The sequence below is a fragment of the Rahnella sp. Larv3_ips genome, from assembly GCF_003697865.1.
Taxonomy (GTDB): Bacteria; Pseudomonadota; Gammaproteobacteria; order Enterobacterales; family Enterobacteriaceae; genus Rahnella; species Rahnella rivi.
The window spans coordinates 108,545-127,396 of record NZ_MJIB01000011.1 but is presented as its reverse complement, the minus strand read 5'-3'; the positions used below and the strand labels follow the sequence as shown (position 1 = coordinate 127,396).

The window sequence follows — 18,852 nt, the reverse complement described above, 5'->3', positions numbered from 1 at the left end:
TCGGCGACAAGATCTGCCGTTGCTGAAACGGTTAAGCTCAACGGCATTCGGCAGATAAAAGCCTGATCTGAGAGCATTAAAGTACAACAAACTGAAATCTAAGATGTTTTACGGATGGATGAGAGTCACCACACAATTTTAATCGCTAACTGGTTGTTTTTGAAAGACTGAGAGAATGTGACCTGCAGGATTAACTCTTCTGAACTGACGCTGAGGAAAACGATGATGGGCAGCAAAACGTTTATTTGTGGCGCACACAAGGTTCCGGTATACTGTTTTCCCGTCTTGGTTACTCCATCATCTTTAAACCTAACCTCTCAGGTTCAGCATGACAACTAATTATATTTTTGTGACCGGCGGGGTCGTATCCTCTCTGGGTAAAGGCATTGCCGCAGCCTCTCTGGCGGCTATTCTCGAAGCCCGTGGCCTCAACGTGACTATGATGAAACTGGACCCGTATATCAACGTGGATCCCGGTACCATGAGCCCGACCCAACACGGCGAAGTCTTCGTTACCGAAGATGGCGCTGAAACGGATCTGGACCTTGGTCACTACGAGCGCTTCATTCGTACCAAAATGACCCGTCGTAACAACTTCACCACTGGCCGTATTTATTCCGACGTGCTGCGCAAAGAGCGCCGCGGCGACTATCTCGGCGCGACCATTCAGGTTATCCCGCACATCACCAATAACATCAAAGAACGCATCATCGAAGGCGGCGAAGGCCATGATGTGGTGCTGGTGGAAATCGGCGGTACCGTGGGTGATATCGAATCCCTGCCGTTCTTGGAAGCGATTCGTCAGATGGCCGTTGACGTGGGCCGTGAGCACACGCTGTATATGCATCTGACGCTGGTGCCGTACATGGCGGCTGCCGGTGAAGTCAAAACCAAACCTACTCAGCACTCCGTCAAAGAGCTGCTGTCCATCGGGATCCAGCCTGACGTGCTGATTTGCCGTTCCGATCGCGCAGTACCTGCGAACGAACGTGCGAAAATCGCTCTGTTCTGTAACGTGCCAGAAAAAGCGGTTATTTCTCTTAAAGATGTTGATTCCATTTATAAAATCCCGGCCCTCTTGAAATCTCAGGGTCTGGACGACTATATTTGTAAGCGTTTTAACCTGAATGCGCCGGAAGCGAATCTTTCCGAGTGGGAGCAGGTGGTTTACGAAGAAGCGAACCCAGGTGGTGAAGTCACCATCGGGATGGTCGGTAAGTATATTGAGCTGCCAGACGCCTATAAGTCTGTGATTGAAGCGCTCAAACACGGCGGCCTGAAAAATCGTCTCACCGTGAACATTAAACTTATCGACTCTCAGGATGTCGAAACCCGTGGTGTTGAAGTGTTGAAAGGCCTGGACGCTATCCTTATCCCGGGTGGCTTCGGTTACCGTGGTGTTGAAGGCAAAGTGGCCACCGCCCGTTATGCGCGTGAAAACAACATTCCTTATCTGGGCATTTGTCTGGGTATGCAGGTGGCACTGATGGAGTTCGCCCGCAATGTGGTGGGTATGGAAAATGCCAACTCCACTGAATTTGTGCCAGACTGTAAATTCCCTGTGGTGGCGCTGATCACCGAATGGCGAGATGAAGACGGTAACGTTGAAGTACGTACCGAAGACAGTGATTTAGGCGGCACCATGCGCGTTGGCGGGCAGCAATGTCACCTGAGCGATGGCAGCCTGGTTCGTGAGATGTACGGCGAACCGACAATAGTTGAACGTCATCGTCACCGTTACGAAGTAAACAATATGCTGCTCAAACCTATCGAAGCCGCAGGTTTACGCGTAGCCGGTCGCTCTGGCGATAAGCAACTGGTGGAAATCATCGAGCTGCCAAATCATCCTTGGTTTGTGGCTTGCCAGTTCCATCCAGAATTTACGTCTACGCCGCGTGATGGTCATCCGCTGTTTGCAGGCTTCGTGAAGGCTGCCGGTGAGTATCAGAAGCGTCAGGTAAAATAAAATACCGGGGAAGTGGTGCGGGGCAGACTGCCTGGGATCACTTGTCCGAAGCTTTAGTTAACTTGTACTGAGGAAATCCTAATGTCCAAAATCGTTAAAGTCATCGGTCGTGAAATCATCGACTCCCGTGGTAACCCGACCGTAGAAGCTGAAGTTCATCTGGAAGGCGGTTTCGTTGGTCTGGCTGCTGCACCATCTGGTGCTTCTACTGGTTCCCGCGAAGCGCTGGAACTGCGTGACGGTGACAAATCCCGTTTCCTGGGCAAAGGCGTACTGAAAGCCGTTGCTGCTGTTAACGGTCCAATTGCTCAGGCAGTAATGGGTAAAGACGCGAAAGACCAGGCTAACATCGACAAGATCATGATCGATCTTGACGGTACTGAGAACAAATCTCAGTTCGGTGCTAACGCGATTCTGGCTGTTTCCCTGGCTGCTGCTAAAGCGGCGGCTGCCTCTAAAGGTCTGCCACTGTACGCTCACATCGCAGAACTGAACGGCACCCCAGGCAAATATTCTATGCCACTGCCTATGATGAACATCATCAACGGCGGCGAACACGCTGATAACAACGTTGATATTCAAGAGTTCATGATCCAGCCTGTTGGTGCGAAAACGCTGAAAGAAGCCATCCGTATGGGTTCTGAAGTTTTCCACACCCTGGCTAAAGTTCTGAAATCTAAAGGTATGGGTACTGCTGTTGGTGACGAAGGTGGCTATGCGCCAAACCTGGGTTCTAACGCAGAAGCACTGTCTGTGATCGCGGAAGCGGTTAAAGCAGCAGGCTACGAACTGGGCAAAGACATCACTCTGGCGATGGACTGCGCAGCATCTGAATTCTACAAAGATGGCAAATACGTTCTGGCTGGCGAAGGCAACAAAGCCTTCACTTCTGAAGAGTTCACTCACTTCCTGGAAGACCTGACCAAACAATACCCAATCGTTTCTATCGAAGATGGTCTGGACGAATCTGACTGGGATGGTTTCGCATACCAGACTAAAGTGCTGGGCGACAAAATCCAGCTGGTGGGCGACGACCTGTTCGTTACCAACACCAAGATCCTGAAAGAAGGTATCGATAAAGGCATCGTTAACTCCATCCTGATCAAATTCAACCAGATCGGTTCACTGACCGAAACTCTGGCTGCGATCAAAATGGCGAAAGACGCGGGCTACACTGCCGTTATCTCTCACCGTTCAGGCGAAACTGAAGATGCAACCATCGCTGACCTGGCTGTAGGTACTGCTGCCGGCCAGATCAAAACAGGTTCTATGAGCCGTTCTGACCGTGTTGCTAAATACAACCAGCTGATCCGTATCGAAGAAGCGCTGGCTGCACAAGGCACACCTGCACCGTTCAACGGTCTGAAAGAAGTGAAAGGCCAGTAATTACTGCGCTGTAAACTCTTTCTAAAAACCCGCTTCGGCGGGTTTTTTTATGCCTGAAAGGTCCCGCAACAGAAATCTGCCATACTCATTTACAGCTCAGGTTTGGTCCCACAGGTCTTATCTGTGATAATGCGCGCTGATTTTTTAGAGATGACTGAGAAAAAGATGCAGTACCCGATAAATGAGATGTTCGAAACCCTGCAAGGGGAAGGTTATTTTACCGGCGTGCCGGCGATTTTTGTACGCCTGCAAGGCTGTCCGGTGGGGTGCAGCTGGTGCGACACCAAACACACCTGGGATAAAATTGCCGATCGGGAAGTCGATATGCAGCGCATTCTGGTCAAAACGGAAGAGAGCGATGCATGGGGCAATGCGACCTCCGAGCAGTTGCTGGACATCATTGTGCAGCAAGGCTACACCGCCCGCCATATCGTGATCACCGGCGGTGAGCCGTGTATTTATGATCTGATGCCATTGACGATGCTGCTGGAGAAGAACGGGTTCAGCTGCCAGATTGAAACCAGCGGTACGCATGAAGTGCGTTGTTCGGTGAATACCTGGGTGACCGTTTCGCCAAAAGTGAATATGCGCGGAGGCTATGACATTCTGCCGCAGGCACTGAAACGTGCTGATGAAGTGAAACACCCGGTGGCGCGTCAGCGTGATATCGACGCTCTGGATACGTTGCTGGAAACACTGACTGACAGCAAAGCGCGAATTATCGCCCTGCAACCGATCAGCCAAAAAGAAGAAGCCACCAGACTTTGCATCGCGACCTGCATTGCAAGGAACTGGCGGCTGTCGATGCAGACGCACAAATACTTAAACATCGCATAACGTGCGATGTTTATTCGCCGCGGTAAACGCAGCCCGCAGTGCAGGTTTCTTTCACTCGCACGGCGCTGAGCAAAGGTAACTTCGGTTTCATCTCGTTCCAGATCCACGCGGCCAGCACTTCGCTGGTCGGGTTTTCTAATCCCGGAATATCGTTCAGATTGTAGTGATCGAGACGTTCCAGCGTTGGATTGAACGCGGCTTTCAGATCGGCGAAATCCATTACCCAGCCGGTATACGGATCCACTTCACCGGTGATTTCTAAACGCACGGTGAAAGAGTGGCCGTGCAACCGTCCGCATTTATGCCCGGCAGGCACATGCGGCAAATGGTGGGCGGCTTCGAACTGAAAATCTTTAAATAATGTGGTGGTCATGAGGCAGTCTCGTTGCTCGAAAAAACGCGGCATAGTACCGGAATACCGCCCTGCGTGCCATGACTTCACTGCGCTTTTCTTCACCAAATCCTGACTTTTACTGCCTTTACACTGCCAGCGTTACTGGCATACAGTGAGCCGGTAGAAACTAACCTGTTGAGATAGTGAATGATTACTGTGCTTCGTTGCGCTGTCCTGGCGCTGTTTATCTCTGCTGGCGTTCAGGCACAAACCGCCTCGCCCGAACAGGTTCCTGCGCCCGCGGTGGCGAAAACCGTTCACCCCGAGGCGAAAGCGCCGGTGGCGGCGAAAGTGTCAGTGACGTTTCCGCCGGGCGCTGGCGTGATGCATATTCCTCTGGCGCAAAGCAAAAAGACGCTGGAAGTTTTCACCTATCAGCCCGCCGGTGCAGACGAAACCACGCCTGTCGTGATGGTCATGACCGGTGTCGATCGCAATGCGGCCACGTATCGTAATGACTGGATGACCGTGGCCGATCAGTATCATTTGCGGGTTGTGGTGCCGCATTTCAGCGAGCAGGATTTTCCGGGTGCAGCGGGTTACAACCTCGGTAATCTGGTGGACAGCAAAACCCACCACCGCCAGCCGAAATCCCAGTGGGCATTCAGTATTGTCGACAACATTTTTACCACGCTGCAAAAGCAGGGTGTGACCAGCCAGAAGCAATACTATCTGTTTGGCAACAGTGCGGGCTGCCAGTTTGTACACCGTATGCTGACGTTGTTACCGCAACCCAATGTCAAAGCAGCGGTGTGCGCGGCGGCAGGGTGGTGGACTCTGCCTGATACCGATCAGCGCTGGCCCTACGGCCTGCGTGAAGCACCGGTCGCGGTCAGTCAGCAGCAACTGGACGATTACTTCGCCAAACCGGTGTTGATTGCTGTGGGTGCAGAAGATGACGATCCGGAAAATCACCTGTTGCGTAAATCCAAGCAAGCCATGGCGCAGGGTGCCAACCGTCTGGATCGTGCCGAGAGCTATTTCACGACTTCCCAGCAACGGGCTGAGCAAAATAACACGCCATTTAACTGGCACTTTGTTGATCTCTCTGACGTCGGGCACAGCGGCAGTAAGATGTCGGTTTTCGCCGCCGGACAGTTTGCCTGGTTCGAGCAGCACAACGCCTTCCATCTCTGATGTGTGGTTAATGAGAAAAATTCATCACCCCGCTTTGGCGGGGTTTTTCTTTATCTATCCGGTACTTTGCTGAGGGCCTGAAAAGTGTGCGGGAATTTTTTTAGCGATTTCAGTGCGATAAAAATCTTCACTTACCAGTTTTTCCGCTAGAACTTACCTCTAAATGCTCTTAGTCCTTTTGGTTATTTATTATTTCCATCACTTCTTTAATTGTTATCATCCGCCTCGTTAACCTTACAAACAATAAAGGTCTTTCCTGCGCGCTCGTTGAACCGCAAAGGGCGCGAAAAGCGTAAAAGGCCGGATTGATGACTGGCTTCTGCATAAGGGAATTCGTACCGCGATGACGACTCAGGCTCCTCCAAATTCACTGCTCCCGCTGACCCCCGAGCAAATGACCCGCCTTCAATCGGCGACGGGTGACTTCTCGCCCACTCAGATGGCCTGGCTCTCCGGTTATTTCTGGGGAAGGGTAAACCAGCAACCTGACGTGGTTTCTGCGCCAGTTTCCGCCCCGGCAGCGGCGTCGATCACCTTGATCTCCGCATCGCAAACCGGCAATGCCCGCCGCGTTGCCGAGCAACTGCGTGACGATTTGATCGCCGCGAAGCTGAACGTCAATCTGGTGAACGCCGGTGACTACAAATTCAAGCAAATTGGACAGGAAAAACTGCTGCTGATCGTGGCCTCCACGCAAGGCGAAGGCGAGCAGGCGGAAGAAGCCGTCGCGCTGCATAAATTCCTGCAATCCAAAAAAGCGCCGCAAATGAAAGATACCGCCTTTGCGGTGTTTGCACTTGGCGATACGTCTTACGAATTCTTCTGTCAGGCCGGGAAAGACTTTGATACCCGCCTGGGGGAGCTGGGCGCGGAGCGGTTGTTAGACCGCGTGGATGCCGACGTTGAGTACAAAGACGTGGCGCAGGCGTGGCGCAAGCGCATAGTCGATGTACTGAAACAGCGCGTACCGGCTGACGTTTCTGCACAGCCTGCACCGACGCTGGCGGGCAGTGTGAATCAGGTCGACAGCAGCCCTTACACCAAAGAATTGCCGCTGACGGCGACCCTCGCGGTAAACCAGAAAATTACCGGTCGGGATTCTGATAAAGACGTTCGTCATCTGGAAATTGATCTGGGTGATTCCGGTTTGCGCTACCAGCCAGGCGATGCGCTGGGCATCTGGTTTGAAAACGATCCGCAGCTGGTGCAGGAAATCGTCGAGCTGTTGTGGCTCAAAGGCGATGAAACCGTTGAAGTGAATGATAAAAAACTGTCGCTTTCAGACGCCCTTCAACACCACATTGAACTGACCCAGAACACTACGCCTATCATTGAGAAATACGCCGGTCTGTGTCGTGATGAACAACTGACCGGTTTACTGGCGGACAAATCTGCGCTTCAGCACTACGCGCAGACCGTGCCGTTCGTCGATATGGTGCGCCGCGCGCCGACTGAGCTGGATGCTCAACAGCTGGTGGATTTACTGCGTCCGCTGACGCCGCGCCTCTATTCCATCGCCTCTTCGCAGGCGGAAACCGAATCTGAAGTCCATATTACCGTTGGCGTGGTGCGCTACGATATCGATGGCCGTCCGCGTTCTGGCGGTGCATCCGGTTATCTGGCGGATCGTCTGGAAGAAGATGGTGAACTGAAAGTGTTTATCGAGCACAACGACAACTTCCGCCTGCCAGCCAATCCTGAAACGCCGGTCATTATGATTGGTCCGGGTACCGGTATCGCGCCGTTCCGCGCCTTTATTCAGCAGCGCGATAACGATGGCGCCACTGGCAAAAACTGGCTGTTCTTCGGCAACCCGCACTTTACCGACGATTTCCTCTATCAGGTGGAATGGCAGCGTTACGTGAAAGACGGCCTGCTGACCCATATCTCTCTGGCATGGTCACGCGATCAGGCTGAAAAAGTTTACGTACAGGACAAACTGCGCGAGCAAGGTGCGGAAGTCTGGCAATGGTTGCAGGAAGGCGCGCACGTGTATGTCTGCGGTGACGCTAACCGTATGGCGAAGGACGTCGAGCAGGCGTTACTGGAGATCATCGCTGAATATGGCGTGATGGATCTGGAAACCGCCGACGAATACCTCAGTGAGCTGCGCCTGGATCGCCGTTATCAGCGCGACGTGTATTAACGAATTTGAGCAATGAGCGAAAACCTTATGAGCAATAAGTTGTGGAGTGAACTCAATCCCGGCCCGGGCCCGTTAATCGTCGACGCCCCGCTGGCTGACGCCGAGCGCCTGAAAAAGGAAAGCAATTTCCTGCGCGGAACCATCACTGAAGATTTAAAAGACGGCCTGACTGGCGGTTTTAACGGTGACAACTTTCTGTTAATCCGTTTCCATGGCATGTATCAGCAGGATGACCGTGATATCCGTGCCGAACGTGCCGAGCAAAAACTGGAGCCGCGTCATGCCATGATGCTGCGCTGCCGTTTGCCGGGCGGGGTGATGACACCTGCGCAGTGGCTTGGCATCGACAAATTCGCCGATGACAGCACGATTTACGGCAGCATCCGTATCACGAACCGTCAGACATTCCAGTTCCACGGCATTCTTAAGCCGAACGTCAAACCCGTGCATCAGCTGCTGAACAAGCTGGGTCTGGATGCGCTGGCGACCGCCAACGACGTTAACCGTAACGTGTTGTGTACGTCGAATCCGGTGGAGTCAGAACTGCATCAGGAAGCGTATCAGTGGGCGAAGAAAATCTCCGAACACCTGCTGCCGCGCACGCGGGCTTACGCCGAAGTGTGGCTGGATCAGGAAAAAGTCGAAACTACCGACGAAGAGCCGATCCTCGGCGCAACGTATTTGCCGCGTAAATTCAAAACCACCGTGGTGATCCCGCCGCAAAATGATGTGGATCTTCACGCTAACGATTTGAACTTCGTGGCAATTGCTGACAACGGCAAACTGGTCGGCTTCAACGTGCTGGTCGGCGGCGGGCTTTCTATCGCACACGGCGATAAAGCCACATACGCACGCACCGCGAGCGAGCTGGGCTTTATTCCGCTGGAGAATACGCTGGCCGTGGCCGAAGCGGTGGTCACCACGCAGCGCGACTGGGGCAACCGTACTAACCGTAAAAACGCCAAAACCAAATACACCCTGGAACGCGTGGGTGTGCCGGTATTCAAAGCCGAAGTTGAAAAACGCGCCGGGATTCAGTTTGCGGATATCCGCCCTTATGAATTCACCGGTCGCGGCGATCGCATCGGTTGGGTTAAAGGCATCGACAAACAATGGCACCTGACGCTGTTTATCGAAAATGGCCGTATTCTCGATTATCCGGGTAAGCCGCTGAAAACCGGTCTGGCAGAAATTGCTAAGATCCATAAAGGCGATTTCAGGCTTACTGCTAACCAGAACCTGATCGTGGCGGGTGTTTCGGAAAAAGACAAAGACGCGATCGAAACGCTGGCGCGTAATCACGGCCTGATCGACGACGGCGTCACCGAGCAGCGCAAAAACTCGATGGCCTGCGTGTCTTATCCGACCTGCCCGCTGGCGATGGCAGAAGCAGAACGCTTCCTGCCGGAATTTGTGACCAAAGTCGAAGGTATCATGCATGGCCACGGCGTAGGCGATGAACATATCGTTCTGCGCGTCACCGGGTGCCCCAACGGTTGCGGGCGTGCATTGCTGGCTGAGATCGGTTTAGTCGGCAAAGCGATGAACCGCTACAACCTGCATCTTGGCGGCAATCGTGCGGGTACGCGCATTCCGCGTATGTACCGCGAAAATATTTCTGATACAGAGATCCTGAGCATCATCGATGAGCTGGTGGGTCGCTGGGCAAAAGAGCGCGAAACAAACGAAGGCTTCGGCGACTTTGTGATCCGCGCAGGCATCATCAGGCCGGTGCTCGATCCGGCTCGTGATTTTTACGACTAAGCACGACGACTTATCGGAGACGCTATGAGTTTACTCAGTCTTGCGCAATTGAATGAGTTACCGAAATCCGGGCAGGCGATGGCGCTGGCGGAAATTAACGTCAGCCTCGAAAAGCTGTCGGCACAGGAGCGTGTGCAATGGGCGCTGGAAAATATGCCCGGCGAATTCGCGCTTTCCTCCAGTTTCGGCATTCAGGCGGCAGTTTGTCTGCATCTGGTGACTCAGCAGAAATCCGATATTCCGGTGATCCTTACCGATACCGGTTATCTGTTTCCGGAAACTTATCAGTTCATCGATACGCTCACTGAACAGCTGAACCTGAATCTGCAGGTGTTTCGCGCAGAACAGTCAGCCGCGTGGCAGGAAGCGCGCTACGGTAAGCTTTGGGAACAGGGCGTAGAAGGGATCGAACAGTACAATCAGATCAACAAAGTTGAGCCGATGAACCGTGCGATTGAGCAACTCGGCGTGCAGACCTGGTTCGCTGGTCTGCGGCGTGAGCAGTCTGGCAGCCGTGCGCATCTGCCGGTGCTGGCCGTTCAGCGCGGGGTGTTTAAGCTCCTGCCGATTATCGACTGGGACAATCGGCAGATTTTCCAATATCTGAAAGACAACGGTCTGAGTTATCACCCGCTCTGGGATCAGGGCTATCTTTCGGTGGGTGACACCCATACCACGAAAAAGTGGGAAGAAGGGATGAAGGAAGAAGACACGCGCTTCTTTGGTCTGAAACGTGAATGCGGCCTGCACGAATAATCTTTTGCTGCATCTTTCCCAATAAAAAAACGGACGCTTATGGCGTCCGTTTTCAATTGCACGACCAGTAAAAAGTCAGGCGTGTTTTGCCGGTTTCGCCAGCGCTTTCAGCAGCGGGAACAATACTTTCACACTGTCTCTGGCGCGCTTGTCGATGCGCCCCGGTAACACGCTGTCGAGATATTGCAGATTATCAAACTGGCTCTGATACCGTGCAGTGCCCAGCGGGAAATGGCTGCTGATCGCCCGTTGCTGGACGCCGTCTTTTTTACCCAGCGCGTAATTGGTGGCAGTGACATTCAGCAGCGGCAGACGCGCATCGTCCAGCGCCTGTAAACCTTCACAGCAATGTGCCCCTGCATGACTCTCCGCCGGGATCCCCAGACTGTGGGCAATATTAATTGCCCGCACGCGGGTCAGTTTAGCCACCGCCGCCGAGGTGTTCACCCCGCTGTTGAAATACAACTTATCGCCGGTGATCAGTGAATCCAGATTGATCACCAGCAGCGTATTTTTCTTCTCTTCCGCACTCATCCGCTTGATAAAATCTTCTGCGCCTTTCGCCCCGGTTTCTTCGGCACTCAGCGCAACAAAACGCAGGCTGTAATGCGTCGGGATGGCTTCCATCCGCTCGGCCAGCTCCATCATCACGCCGATGCCGGACGCATTGTCATCGACACCCTGCAACGTCAGGCCGCCAAGGTTGTGATTGGTGTCGGCGTCACTTTGCGGCATATAGGTGTCGAAATGGGCCATCACAATGATTTGCTGTGGTACTTCACCGGCGCGCGCGGCGATCACCGATGTGGCATGAAGGGTGTGCCAGTCCTGCTTGCCATCGTTACTGGTGTAGAGATAACGGGTATCGAAACCGCGCAGATTGCTCTGGTAACCGAATTTAGTAAATTGCTGATTCAGATATTCGGCGGCGATCAGCTCCGCCGGACTGCCTGCCATCCGCCCCGGAAAATAGGTGGCGATATGACGAATTTGCTGACTGGCAATTTTGCCCATCGGGGGAAGCGGCGCAGTGGCCGCCAGCGCATGGCCCATACCGGCGCAGCTCAGGCCTAAAGCCAGCAGCGACAGCTTCATGCGTAAGAAAGAAAACATAGCCAAAAATCCTTGTAAATTGGTCAGGGTGACCGGAAGGCAATCAAAGCAGCAGGCCGCGCGTGGCGGTCTTACAGGGCGGATAGTATGCGATTGTGTGAGCCAATAGACAATTTCCCAAATCCGAAATCGCTCTTTTTGTCGCGACCGCCATAGGCGAAAGGGTCATGAAAAATATTCAGGCAGAGAAAAATCCCGCAAGACCGAGCGCCGCCTGGCGCTCTATATTCCATTTAGTAACTAATAGTTCTTTTGCAGCTAACTCAGCCATTGCAGCTTTAAGTAACACATCAACTAAGCTTTCTAAATTACAACTTGCATTTATCGGCTCGAAATCAGACGCCGGGGCCGTTCGCTCGGTAGTTGAAGCTAAAGGCGGTAAATTCTTGCACTCCACACCAAATGGCTCCTAAATAGCGACAAGGCCGCTGGCTTGACCGGCGACAGTCGGCCATAGCTGTCGGTCGTGACAAGCAGAAATCGGCCAAGAGCGGACGTTGTCGCTATAGGTGATGAATTACGGGATCAGGCTGTGCAGAGAAAAAGCAATTAGCAACATCCCGCCCGCAATGTTGACGTATTTTTTGAGCATTAATGGGTTGGCTTTTTTTACTGAAAAGATCAGTGTTTGGCTAACAGCGTAAAGCCAAACGCTCATAACGACTACATGTACTGATGCCAGTGTCAGATAGTTGCAAACACCTCCCTGTACCCCTGCGAACTGAGAAACGACTGTCAGATAGAAAATGATGGCTTTAGGATTCAAAACATTCGCTATCCAGGCCTCTCTTAAAGTCACCGAATGCTTCGTATCAGCAAACCCTTCTGGGTTTGCCCTTATGCCGTTGAGTATAAGCATCGCTCCTAACCAGAGCAGATAGGCAGTTCCGAAAAATTTCAACACAGCAAAAATTGCTGGAGAAGATATGAGCACAGCGGTAATACCAAACCCTATGAGAACTGCGTGGGTATAAATGCCCAAAGCTGTTCCGGCAAGAGTCCTGAACAGCCCTTTGTGACCGCCTGCCAGAGCACCGCTCATAACAAGAGTGAAACTTGCTCCGGGGGACAGTGCAACAGGGAGTAGTGCTGGCATAAACCCAAGAAGGTTTAGATCCATAGATTTTTGATAGTCATTGACGCTCTACTGTATTGCCAGTCAAGGCGCTTCGAGAATGTTGTATTTAACACAATGAAAACATATAGCCGCCATGAATGAAAGGTCGGCTCCTCGCTCTCGTCAGACCTTCAGCGTCAGGTGTTTTGTATTATGGCACTATTCATAGTTATGATGCCCCTGGCTCCTTGGGTACCGGCGGGAATGCTGGTTCACACACCAACATAGGCCCAACAACAAGGTTAAGCATACCTTCATCAAAGTGGGGAGTTTTCATTAATCTCCTGAATTTTCCACACCGGGTTGCTTTTGGAAAGAATCTCGTAAGTCGTGGACTCCCCCCATGTACCTTGGGTTACAAACTTGCCCAGTGTGATAAAATCGATAATCTTCCCGTCTTTATCCTTAAAAGTTCGGTGATTGCTTATCAGGTAGCCATCAGCAGATTTCGTAGAAACCATGCGTCCATTATTATCAGGTTTCAAATCCGGTTCTTTCTGTCGTATGGTTTTATTTTGGTAAAGTGATTTAACTTTAGCGACTTCTTCATTGCTAATCGCAATTGCAGCGGACGCAGGGAAATGATCTACTATTTCTTTCAGAGTCGGGGCTTGCGAAGCCGGTTTAATTTCGGTTAATCCATGATCTTTGGCGTAGGTCGTGAGATAGCAATTAGTCAATGAGCCTCTGGCCATATCAGTAAAGCGGTCGGGCAAATTCGGCAAGTCGGTCACCGTCTTACCCGCACGGCGAAGCGCGATAAAATCTTCGCAGGTATTTACCTCTTTCAAAGAATTATCACTTAATTTCAGCGATATAGGTTGACTATCTTCTTGTAAAGGTTCACTAAAAACATTACCGGAAACGCATGCAAGCAACACACCCACGATAATTTTATTATTCATAATCCCTCTTTAAACACGAAATGTAAGGTGCAAAGACACAATATACTTTACATCGAATTCTGATACCCGCTACCCCCAAAATTCATGGCGCGCTCAGAATACCTGTTTTATTTGTATGGCTGATTTTTATGCCCAGTTAGTAATTCCTCAATCAACTGAGAGATAAAATGCGTACTTCCGCTCCTCGCTCTCAGCAGACCTTCAGCGTCACGTGTTTGTCTGCTGTGTGCCAGTCGCACGCGATCCCATGCTGATCGACGGTGTCTTTCAGATGTTGAAGTCCGTACTGTAAAAGGCGGGGATAAGTATGCGCCTGCTCCAGCTCAGCCGACGTGCTGCCGACGGTATGAGGCAAATCGATAACAAATCCCGAATTACGCGCCGAGGCATTATCCGCAACATCCAGCGCTTCAAGCACCACCACGTCTTCGTGCGGACGAAGTTCGGCAATTCGCCGTGCAAATACCAGCCCCGCAAACCCGGCGCCAATCACCAGCCAGTCAGCCGTAACCTTACCGTGCAAGCCGGGATGACGTGGCGTAATACCCCGCAGCGCGGCCCAACCATTGATATTTTGATCAAGAGGTAAATGTTTAATTTTCATGGGTGAGTCATATCGTTATCCCTGGTGGTGCGATCTCTAATAGACAGCCGTATAGATGTCTAATACGTAATTGGGCTAACGATATGCCGCAGCAGGAGATCCGCGTGGGATAATTTGCGCTTACAAAGGCGAGCGGAAGAAATAGTCTCTCTTCGACGATCGATCGGCCGATCCGGCTCGTATCTATAATTTCGATAGTGATATCGAAATTATCCGTTAGAGCAAAGATGAGAATTACTTTAATAATAGCAACGTGAGCATCGTGTTGAATATTTAGCATTATAACGAGAACACTTATTTCCATGAAATTGAAAAAATAATATGGAGTATTAAATGTTTATTCGGCCACTTAAATTAACTCAGCACGTCGATGTGCAGGGTCAAAAAAATGCAACTACGGTGGTGCTTCTTCATTCTTTGGGGACGGATTTGCACCTTTGGGATTTGCAAATGCCGCGTCTGAGTGAACGTTATCGCGTTGTTCGCCTGGACATTCGCGGGCATGGATTAAGCGCAGTCGACGCTCTGCCATTTTCAATGTCAGATTTGGCAGACGATGTCGTGGCGGCGCTGGATCATCTTCAAATCAATGAGTTCTATGTGGCAGGGGTGTCAATCGGCGGGACAATAGCGCAATGGATTGGATTTAAGATACCCAAACGAGTTAAGGGAATGATTATTATTGATACTGCACTTGTGAATGCCGCCCCGCCTTCGCTCTGGCGAGCCAGGGCTGAAGATGTATTCCACCACGGTGTCGAACATCTGGAGATGGGAATTTTAAGCAAATGGGTGACACCGAAATTTATCGACTCGCCTTACGCAGACGGGATGAAGCAGATGCTGCGCCGGACAACCGTTGAAGCCTTCGCGGGTTGCTCTTATGCCATCGCCGATACCGATCTGACCGATATGACTATTCCGGGGGTAAGGGCTGTTGTGGTGAGAGGGAGCGAGGATCAACTTACGCCCCCGGACTACGCGCAACGGCTGGCCGAAAAGCGTCATGCAGAATTGCATACCCTGCCCGACGCAGCGCATTTACCGAATTTTGAGCAACCCGAGGCGCTTACTGATGAAATCGTCTCGTTTATTGAGAAGAAGGATACGCATTAACACTCGGAGTGAATCTTATGAATCGTCGGTTGTTTATAGGCGCAAGCCTGAGCCTGTGCGCAGGTGCTTTAATGCTTCCTGCCGCATTAAAAGGGTTAATGGATCAGGAGGGCGATCTCCTCGAGATGGAACTGAAGGGGGGATCCGTCATCATCCGTTTATTTTCCGATTTAGCCCCCCGGCATGTTGAACGCATAAAATCTCTGGTGCAGGCCAAATTTTACGATGGCATGCCGTTTAGCCGGGTCATTGAGGGTTTTATGGCGCAAACGGGTGATCCGATAAAAGAGACAGGGCTGGATTACATGAGATTACCGGTGCTGACCGCAGAATTTAATCCTCTGCCTTTCGAGCGAGGTACAGTCGGCATGGCCAGATCACGGCATCCACACAGCGCCAGCCATCAGTTTTTTATCACCTCCGCCAGAGCAGGGTATTTAGACCAAAAATACACGGCTTTTGGGCAAGTCACGCGTGGCATTGAGTTAATTGATAAGCTCCGCCAGGGGGAGCCTGAAATAGGCACGGTGGTTAATCCGGATATCATAAAAAGCATGAGGTTAGTCTCTGCCAGAGCAGTATAAACCGCCAACGGGTTAATTATTCATTCGAAGGAGTCGATGTAAAATGCCCAGCATTACGCTCTATACGTCTGCAAGCCATCGGTTAGATGCAGATTCTTTTGCGGAATTTTCAACCGCTTTAGCCCTTCTCGCCAAAGAGATACTGAAAGCGAAAGAAAATAATATTCACATCAGCGTTCTCACCGCAGAGATAGGTTTTGGCACGCCGGTCTACTTTGAAGCCAGGCTCAGGCAGGAAGTTTTCCGAACGGTGTCAGTGCTGAATGAATTCATGCATCAGGTGGATTTATTAATTAAGGAGAAGACAGGAGTCACAGCGAGAATTCGTTGTTTCTCTTTTGACGCGAGTAATATTTATGCAAAGAACTAAGGAACAGATTATGAATGCCAATTTTCCAACCAGAGATCTCGGCGATACAGAGGTCATAGCGGTGAGCGATGGATATTTGCAGGTCGGGTTCGGAATGCTTTCAAATGTGGATGAACAAGAGTGCGAGGAAATTCAGCGCAGCGCACAAGTCAGTGAACTCAATGCGGTGCATATCAATACCTTCTTAATACGCAGGAAAGGAAAAAATACTCTTATTGATAGCGGGGCAGGTGGTGTTAAGGGATGGGGAGGCAGGCTGATTGCCAATCTCGCCAGGCTGGATATACAACCTGACGATATTGACGCCGTTCTTCTCACCCACGCACATCCAGACCATATTGGCGGTTTATTAAGTGCAGAAGGTGAAGCTGTATTTCCGAATGCCGAATTGATCATCAATGGCGATGAATTTAATTATCTGGAAGACGATGAAAATTTCGCTGCCGTCAGTGACCGGATAAAAGGTAATTTCCTGTTAGCGCGGAGCATATTTAAAAAGTATCAGAAAAGTCTTCGCCTGGTCGACAATGGCGAGATATTTCCCGGCGTTTTTGCCATCCCGCTGAAAGGTCACACGCCGGGGCATACGGGGTACCGGATTGAGGGCAGCAAAAGCGGTCTGTTGATTTGGGGTGATATTGTTCATTTCCCTCATATTCAACTGCTTAAACCGGAGGTTGCCATTGCCTTTGACTATGATCCTCAACTGGCGGCAGAGACACGTACTCACCTGCTTGAGAGGGTTAGCCTGGACAAGATCCTGGTCGGTGGTATGCATTTTGGTGAGCAAGGATTTGGTTATATTGAAAAGCGTAAATCGGGATATGGGATCGTCGATATCGAATAGTTAACAACTGTAGGTATGACGTTCTGCTCTGAAATGAATTTATTTCCTGACCGGCAACGCAACGTGGCATTTTTGGAGATATACCAGACCCACTGACGTTGCCTTGCCGTTATTAATTTTTTCCTGTGTAACATTGTCGCTATACAACTGAATAAATTTTCCGGCATAAAATCCTATCCTCAGGGGGAACGCAATGAATCCTGCAATAAACAGAGAAATAAGTCTTGATGCTATTCACGGTGACGTAAATGAAGTAGAGAGTCGTCAGTCAATCACGACAGATAAATTACCGCCACCGCCAAAATTGCCATCGCTTACGGGAAGCAGATTCTGGGCTGCTTTTTTAGTATTTTTATTTCACTCATCGCTGGCCAGTGATCTCGCTCCATTTTCAGATCCCACTGTTCAGCATATTTTCACTGTTATCATGGGTAAAGCGGGTTGGCTGGGTGTTTCATATTTCTTCATACTCAGCGGATTTATTATGGTGTGGTCCGCGAAAGATAACGACACCGTGGGTGATTTTTACCTGCGACGGTTTGCAAAGATTTATCCCACCCACTGTCTGACCCTGGTAATGGCGTTCATTATTGGCGCTATCAGCATATATCAATATAAACTATGGACATCAAATCTTCTGCTATTGAATACCTGGGTTGATGATGTTCACTATTTTTTTGTAGGTAACAGACCCAGCTGGTCTCTTTGCATAGAGGCAATGTTTTATCTCTCTTTTCCCTTTCTTTTTAGAGTCATGAAGGCAATACCTAAAAAATTCGATTTACTTGGATTCACAATCGTTACCGCGGCATCCTTATTGGTTCAGACATATATTTATCTTTGGGTTGAGCCAAACACGATGATGGGGGCGTTTCCTATTTCACAGCAGCACTTTTGGATTTCGTATATTTTTCCTCCATCACGTATCTTTGAGTTTCTGGCCGGTATGTTTGCAGCACGGTTGTTGATGAACGGACGAGCACTCGTACTGACGAAAACGGCTTCGCTTGCCCTGCTTGCCGTGACTTACATCGGATCCATGTACATCCCGTACCAATTCAGTATGAGTGTAGTTTTCATTATTCCTGTCTGTTTATTAATTATTTCGATTGCAGGTGATGATTTAAAAAACCGAAATACAATGCTGAACGCTAAAACGTCTGTGTGGTTAGGAGAGATATCTTATGCATTTTATATGGTTCATTTTTTAGTGCTCTTCTATTTCCTCAATCTCACCGCCGGGAGAAAATTCAGTTTACCGGAAGGTATTATGCTTCTCGTCGTTGCGTTAGTTCTCACCGTCTCATTTGCATCATTCTTGTATAAGTACTTTGAAGTGCCAATGATGAAGTTAATCCTGGAAAAGTGCAGAAAGAAAGGGTTTTTGATTCTGCGTAAGCCGGCATAATCTTTGGCAGGGAATTAATTCTCTCTTTATCAAAAAGCGTTTATTCCGAAAGATTTAGCATATTTTGAGTGGGAGGGCATACGCCAGAGGTATGCTCTCAACCTCTGTTTGATGAGTGGCCATCAATAAGATAGGGAATTTGTTCCTGTTTACGCCGAAAGAGTTAATAACCGATATTGTGCAGTCGGGGATCCTGAAAAACGGAGGTCATTATGCCTCTGAATTTAGTGCTATCCAGGTAAGGTGAATCGGTACGGTAAACAAGTTCTATTTTGAAGTCATTGAACTGGCCACAGAGTTCGTGAATTTTTATCTTGTTTTGCACTTCGCCGCTGATCGAACAACGTAATACTAACGACACGCCTTTTCCCGCAGCAATGCTCGAGAACAGCACGGGATAGG

Annotated in this window: 18 protein-coding genes and 1 pseudogene; 13 read left to right on the top strand and 6 right to left on the bottom strand. The window is 50.4% G+C overall.

Translation table 11 applies throughout. The features are described from left to right. The first annotated feature begins 328 nt into the window (after window positions 1–328). From pyrG to queE, 3 genes are all read left to right on the top strand, one after another. Window positions 329–1,966, top strand: a complete 1,638-nt coding sequence (pyrG, locus tag ED901_RS15490) for a glutamine hydrolyzing CTP synthase (RefSeq protein WP_056772874.1) — start codon at window positions 329–331, stop codon at window positions 1,964–1,966. An 81-nt stretch (window positions 1,967–2,047) separates the two neighbouring features. Continuing rightward, a complete protein-coding gene (gene eno / locus ED901_RS15485) occupies window positions 2,048–3,352 on the top strand; it encodes a phosphopyruvate hydratase (RefSeq protein WP_056772870.1) in 1,305 nt (434 codons plus the stop codon). Between the two features lie 165 nt (window positions 3,353–3,517). Continuing rightward, a complete protein-coding gene (gene queE / locus ED901_RS15480) occupies window positions 3,518–4,189 on the top strand; it encodes a 7-carboxy-7-deazaguanine synthase QueE (protein WP_056773084.1) in 672 nt (223 codons plus the stop codon). Window positions 4,190–4,199: 10 nt separating this feature from the next. Here queE and queD read toward each other — a convergent pair whose 3' ends face one another. Next, entirely contained in the window at window positions 4,200–4,562 is a 363-nt protein-coding gene (gene queD / locus ED901_RS15475; RefSeq protein ID WP_056772857.1) for a 6-carboxytetrahydropterin synthase QueD, read from the bottom strand. A gap of 168 nt (window positions 4,563–4,730) precedes the next feature. On the opposite strand from queD, the gene ED901_RS15470 reads away from it, so the two are divergent. From ED901_RS15470 to ED901_RS15455, 4 genes are all read left to right on the top strand, one after another. Then, a complete protein-coding gene (locus ED901_RS15470; protein WP_122096448.1) occupies window positions 4,731–5,720 on the top strand; it encodes an alpha/beta hydrolase-fold protein in 990 nt (329 codons plus the stop codon). 343 nt (window positions 5,721–6,063) lie between these two features. Next, window positions 6,064–7,866 carry an NADPH-dependent assimilatory sulfite reductase flavoprotein subunit gene (cysJ, locus tag ED901_RS15465; protein ID WP_122096447.1) on the top strand — a complete coding sequence of 601 codons (1,803 nt, stop codon included), beginning with the start codon at window positions 6,064–6,066 and terminating at the stop codon, window positions 7,864–7,866. Window positions 7,867–7,893: 27 nt separating this feature from the next. Further along, entirely contained in the window at window positions 7,894–9,630 is a 1,737-nt protein-coding gene (gene cysI / locus ED901_RS15460) for an assimilatory sulfite reductase (NADPH) hemoprotein subunit (protein WP_056773082.1), read from the top strand. A 24-nt stretch (window positions 9,631–9,654) separates the two neighbouring features. Next, window positions 9,655–10,386: a phosphoadenylyl-sulfate reductase gene (locus ED901_RS15455; protein WP_122096446.1), complete on the top strand. Its 732-nt coding sequence runs from the start codon at window positions 9,655–9,657 to the stop codon at window positions 10,384–10,386. A gap of 75 nt (window positions 10,387–10,461) precedes the next feature. Here the strand turns inward: ED901_RS15455 and ED901_RS15450 are convergent, their stop codons facing one another. Beyond that, window positions 10,462–11,499, bottom strand: a complete 1,038-nt coding sequence (locus tag ED901_RS15450; protein WP_122096445.1) for an aminopeptidase — start codon at window positions 11,497–11,499, stop codon at window positions 10,462–10,464. A 167-nt stretch (window positions 11,500–11,666) separates the two neighbouring features. On the opposite strand from ED901_RS15450, the gene ED901_RS25150 reads away from it, so the two are divergent. Continuing rightward, the gene (locus tag ED901_RS25150; protein ID WP_162997880.1) at window positions 11,667–11,912 is read left to right on the top strand and encodes a hypothetical protein; all 246 of its coding nucleotides are present in this window, start codon (window positions 11,667–11,669) and stop codon (window positions 11,910–11,912) included. Window positions 11,913–12,016: 104 nt separating this feature from the next. On the opposite strand, the gene ED901_RS15445 is transcribed toward ED901_RS25150, so the two are convergent. From ED901_RS15445 to ED901_RS15435, 3 genes are all read right to left on the bottom strand, one after another. Beyond that, the gene (locus tag ED901_RS15445; protein ID WP_122096444.1) at window positions 12,017–12,619 is read right to left on the bottom strand and encodes a LysE family translocator; all 603 of its coding nucleotides are present in this window, start codon (window positions 12,617–12,619) and stop codon (window positions 12,017–12,019) included. 254 nt (window positions 12,620–12,873) lie between these two features. Then, the gene (locus ED901_RS15440) at window positions 12,874–13,521 is read right to left on the bottom strand and encodes a hypothetical protein (RefSeq protein ID WP_122096443.1); all 648 of its coding nucleotides are present in this window, start codon (window positions 13,519–13,521) and stop codon (window positions 12,874–12,876) included. 190 nt (window positions 13,522–13,711) lie between these two features. After that, entirely contained in the window at window positions 13,712–14,125 is a 414-nt protein-coding gene (locus tag ED901_RS15435; RefSeq protein WP_240993948.1) for an FAD-dependent oxidoreductase, read from the bottom strand. Between the two features lie 333 nt (window positions 14,126–14,458). On the opposite strand from ED901_RS15435, the gene ED901_RS15430 reads away from it, so the two are divergent. The 5 genes from ED901_RS15430 (at window position 14,459) to ED901_RS15410 (ending at window position 18,450) form a co-directional block, all read left to right on the top strand. After that, window positions 14,459–15,241 (top strand): alpha/beta fold hydrolase, encoded by a 783-nt coding sequence (locus ED901_RS15430; protein WP_122096442.1) that lies wholly within the window; start codon window positions 14,459–14,461, stop codon window positions 15,239–15,241. Between the two features lie 17 nt (window positions 15,242–15,258). After that, the gene (locus ED901_RS15425; RefSeq protein ID WP_122096441.1) at window positions 15,259–15,825 is read left to right on the top strand and encodes a peptidylprolyl isomerase; all 567 of its coding nucleotides are present in this window, start codon (window positions 15,259–15,261) and stop codon (window positions 15,823–15,825) included. 43 nt (window positions 15,826–15,868) lie between these two features. Then, entirely contained in the window at window positions 15,869–16,195 is a 327-nt protein-coding gene (locus ED901_RS15420; RefSeq protein WP_122096440.1) for a hypothetical protein, read from the top strand. A 10-nt stretch (window positions 16,196–16,205) separates the two neighbouring features. Further along, window positions 16,206–17,042: an MBL fold metallo-hydrolase gene (locus tag ED901_RS15415; protein WP_122096439.1), complete on the top strand. Its 837-nt coding sequence runs from the start codon at window positions 16,206–16,208 to the stop codon at window positions 17,040–17,042. Window positions 17,043–17,235: 193 nt separating this feature from the next. After that, window positions 17,236–18,450, top strand: a complete 1,215-nt coding sequence (locus ED901_RS15410) for an acyltransferase (RefSeq protein WP_122096438.1) — start codon at window positions 17,236–17,238, stop codon at window positions 18,448–18,450. 163 nt (window positions 18,451–18,613) lie between these two features. Here ED901_RS15410 and ED901_RS15405 read toward each other — a convergent pair. Next, a pseudogene (locus tag ED901_RS15405) lies at window positions 18,614–18,852 on the bottom strand (LysR family transcriptional regulator); the annotation flags it as partial.

What these genes read in the sequence shown, in the direction of transcription:
- ED901_RS15415 (WP_122096439.1), top strand. Translation starts at nt 16,206, where the DNA reads ATGAATGCCAATTTTCCAACCAGAGATCTCGGCGATACAGAGGTCATA.
- eno (WP_056772870.1), top strand. Translation starts at nt 2,048, where the DNA reads ATGTCCAAAATCGTTAAAGTCATCGGTCGTGAAATCATCGACTCCCGT.
- cysJ (WP_122096447.1), top strand. Translation starts at nt 6,064, where the DNA reads ATGACGACTCAGGCTCCTCCAAATTCACTGCTCCCGCTGACCCCCGAG.
- ED901_RS25150 (WP_162997880.1), top strand. Translation starts at nt 11,667, where the DNA reads ATGAAAAATATTCAGGCAGAGAAAAATCCCGCAAGACCGAGCGCCGCC.
- ED901_RS15425 (WP_122096441.1), top strand. Translation starts at nt 15,259, where the DNA reads ATGAATCGTCGGTTGTTTATAGGCGCAAGCCTGAGCCTGTGCGCAGGT.
- ED901_RS15470 (WP_122096448.1), top strand. Translation starts at nt 4,731, where the DNA reads ATGATTACTGTGCTTCGTTGCGCTGTCCTGGCGCTGTTTATCTCTGCT.
- ED901_RS15450 (WP_122096445.1), bottom strand. Translation starts at nt 11,499, where the DNA reads ATGTTTTCTTTCTTACGCATGAAGCTGTCGCTGCTGGCTTTAGGCCTG.
- pyrG (WP_056772874.1), top strand. Translation starts at nt 329, where the DNA reads ATGACAACTAATTATATTTTTGTGACCGGCGGGGTCGTATCCTCTCTG.
- ED901_RS15435 (WP_240993948.1), bottom strand. Translation starts at nt 14,125, where the DNA reads ATGAAAATTAAACATTTACCTCTTGATCAAAATATCAATGGTTGGGCC.
- ED901_RS15455 (WP_122096446.1), top strand. Translation starts at nt 9,655, where the DNA reads ATGAGTTTACTCAGTCTTGCGCAATTGAATGAGTTACCGAAATCCGGG.
- ED901_RS15430 (WP_122096442.1), top strand. Translation starts at nt 14,459, where the DNA reads ATGTTTATTCGGCCACTTAAATTAACTCAGCACGTCGATGTGCAGGGT.
- ED901_RS15420 (WP_122096440.1), top strand. Translation starts at nt 15,869, where the DNA reads ATGCCCAGCATTACGCTCTATACGTCTGCAAGCCATCGGTTAGATGCA.
- ED901_RS15410 (WP_122096438.1), top strand. Translation starts at nt 17,236, where the DNA reads ATGAATCCTGCAATAAACAGAGAAATAAGTCTTGATGCTATTCACGGT.
- queE (WP_056773084.1), top strand. Translation starts at nt 3,518, where the DNA reads ATGCAGTACCCGATAAATGAGATGTTCGAAACCCTGCAAGGGGAAGGT.
- ED901_RS15440 (WP_122096443.1), bottom strand. Translation starts at nt 13,521, where the DNA reads ATGAATAATAAAATTATCGTGGGTGTGTTGCTTGCATGCGTTTCCGGT.
- cysI (WP_056773082.1), top strand. Translation starts at nt 7,894, where the DNA reads ATGAGCAATAAGTTGTGGAGTGAACTCAATCCCGGCCCGGGCCCGTTA.
- ED901_RS15445 (WP_122096444.1), bottom strand. Translation starts at nt 12,619, where the DNA reads ATGGATCTAAACCTTCTTGGGTTTATGCCAGCACTACTCCCTGTTGCA.
- queD (WP_056772857.1), bottom strand. Translation starts at nt 4,562, where the DNA reads ATGACCACCACATTATTTAAAGATTTTCAGTTCGAAGCCGCCCACCAT.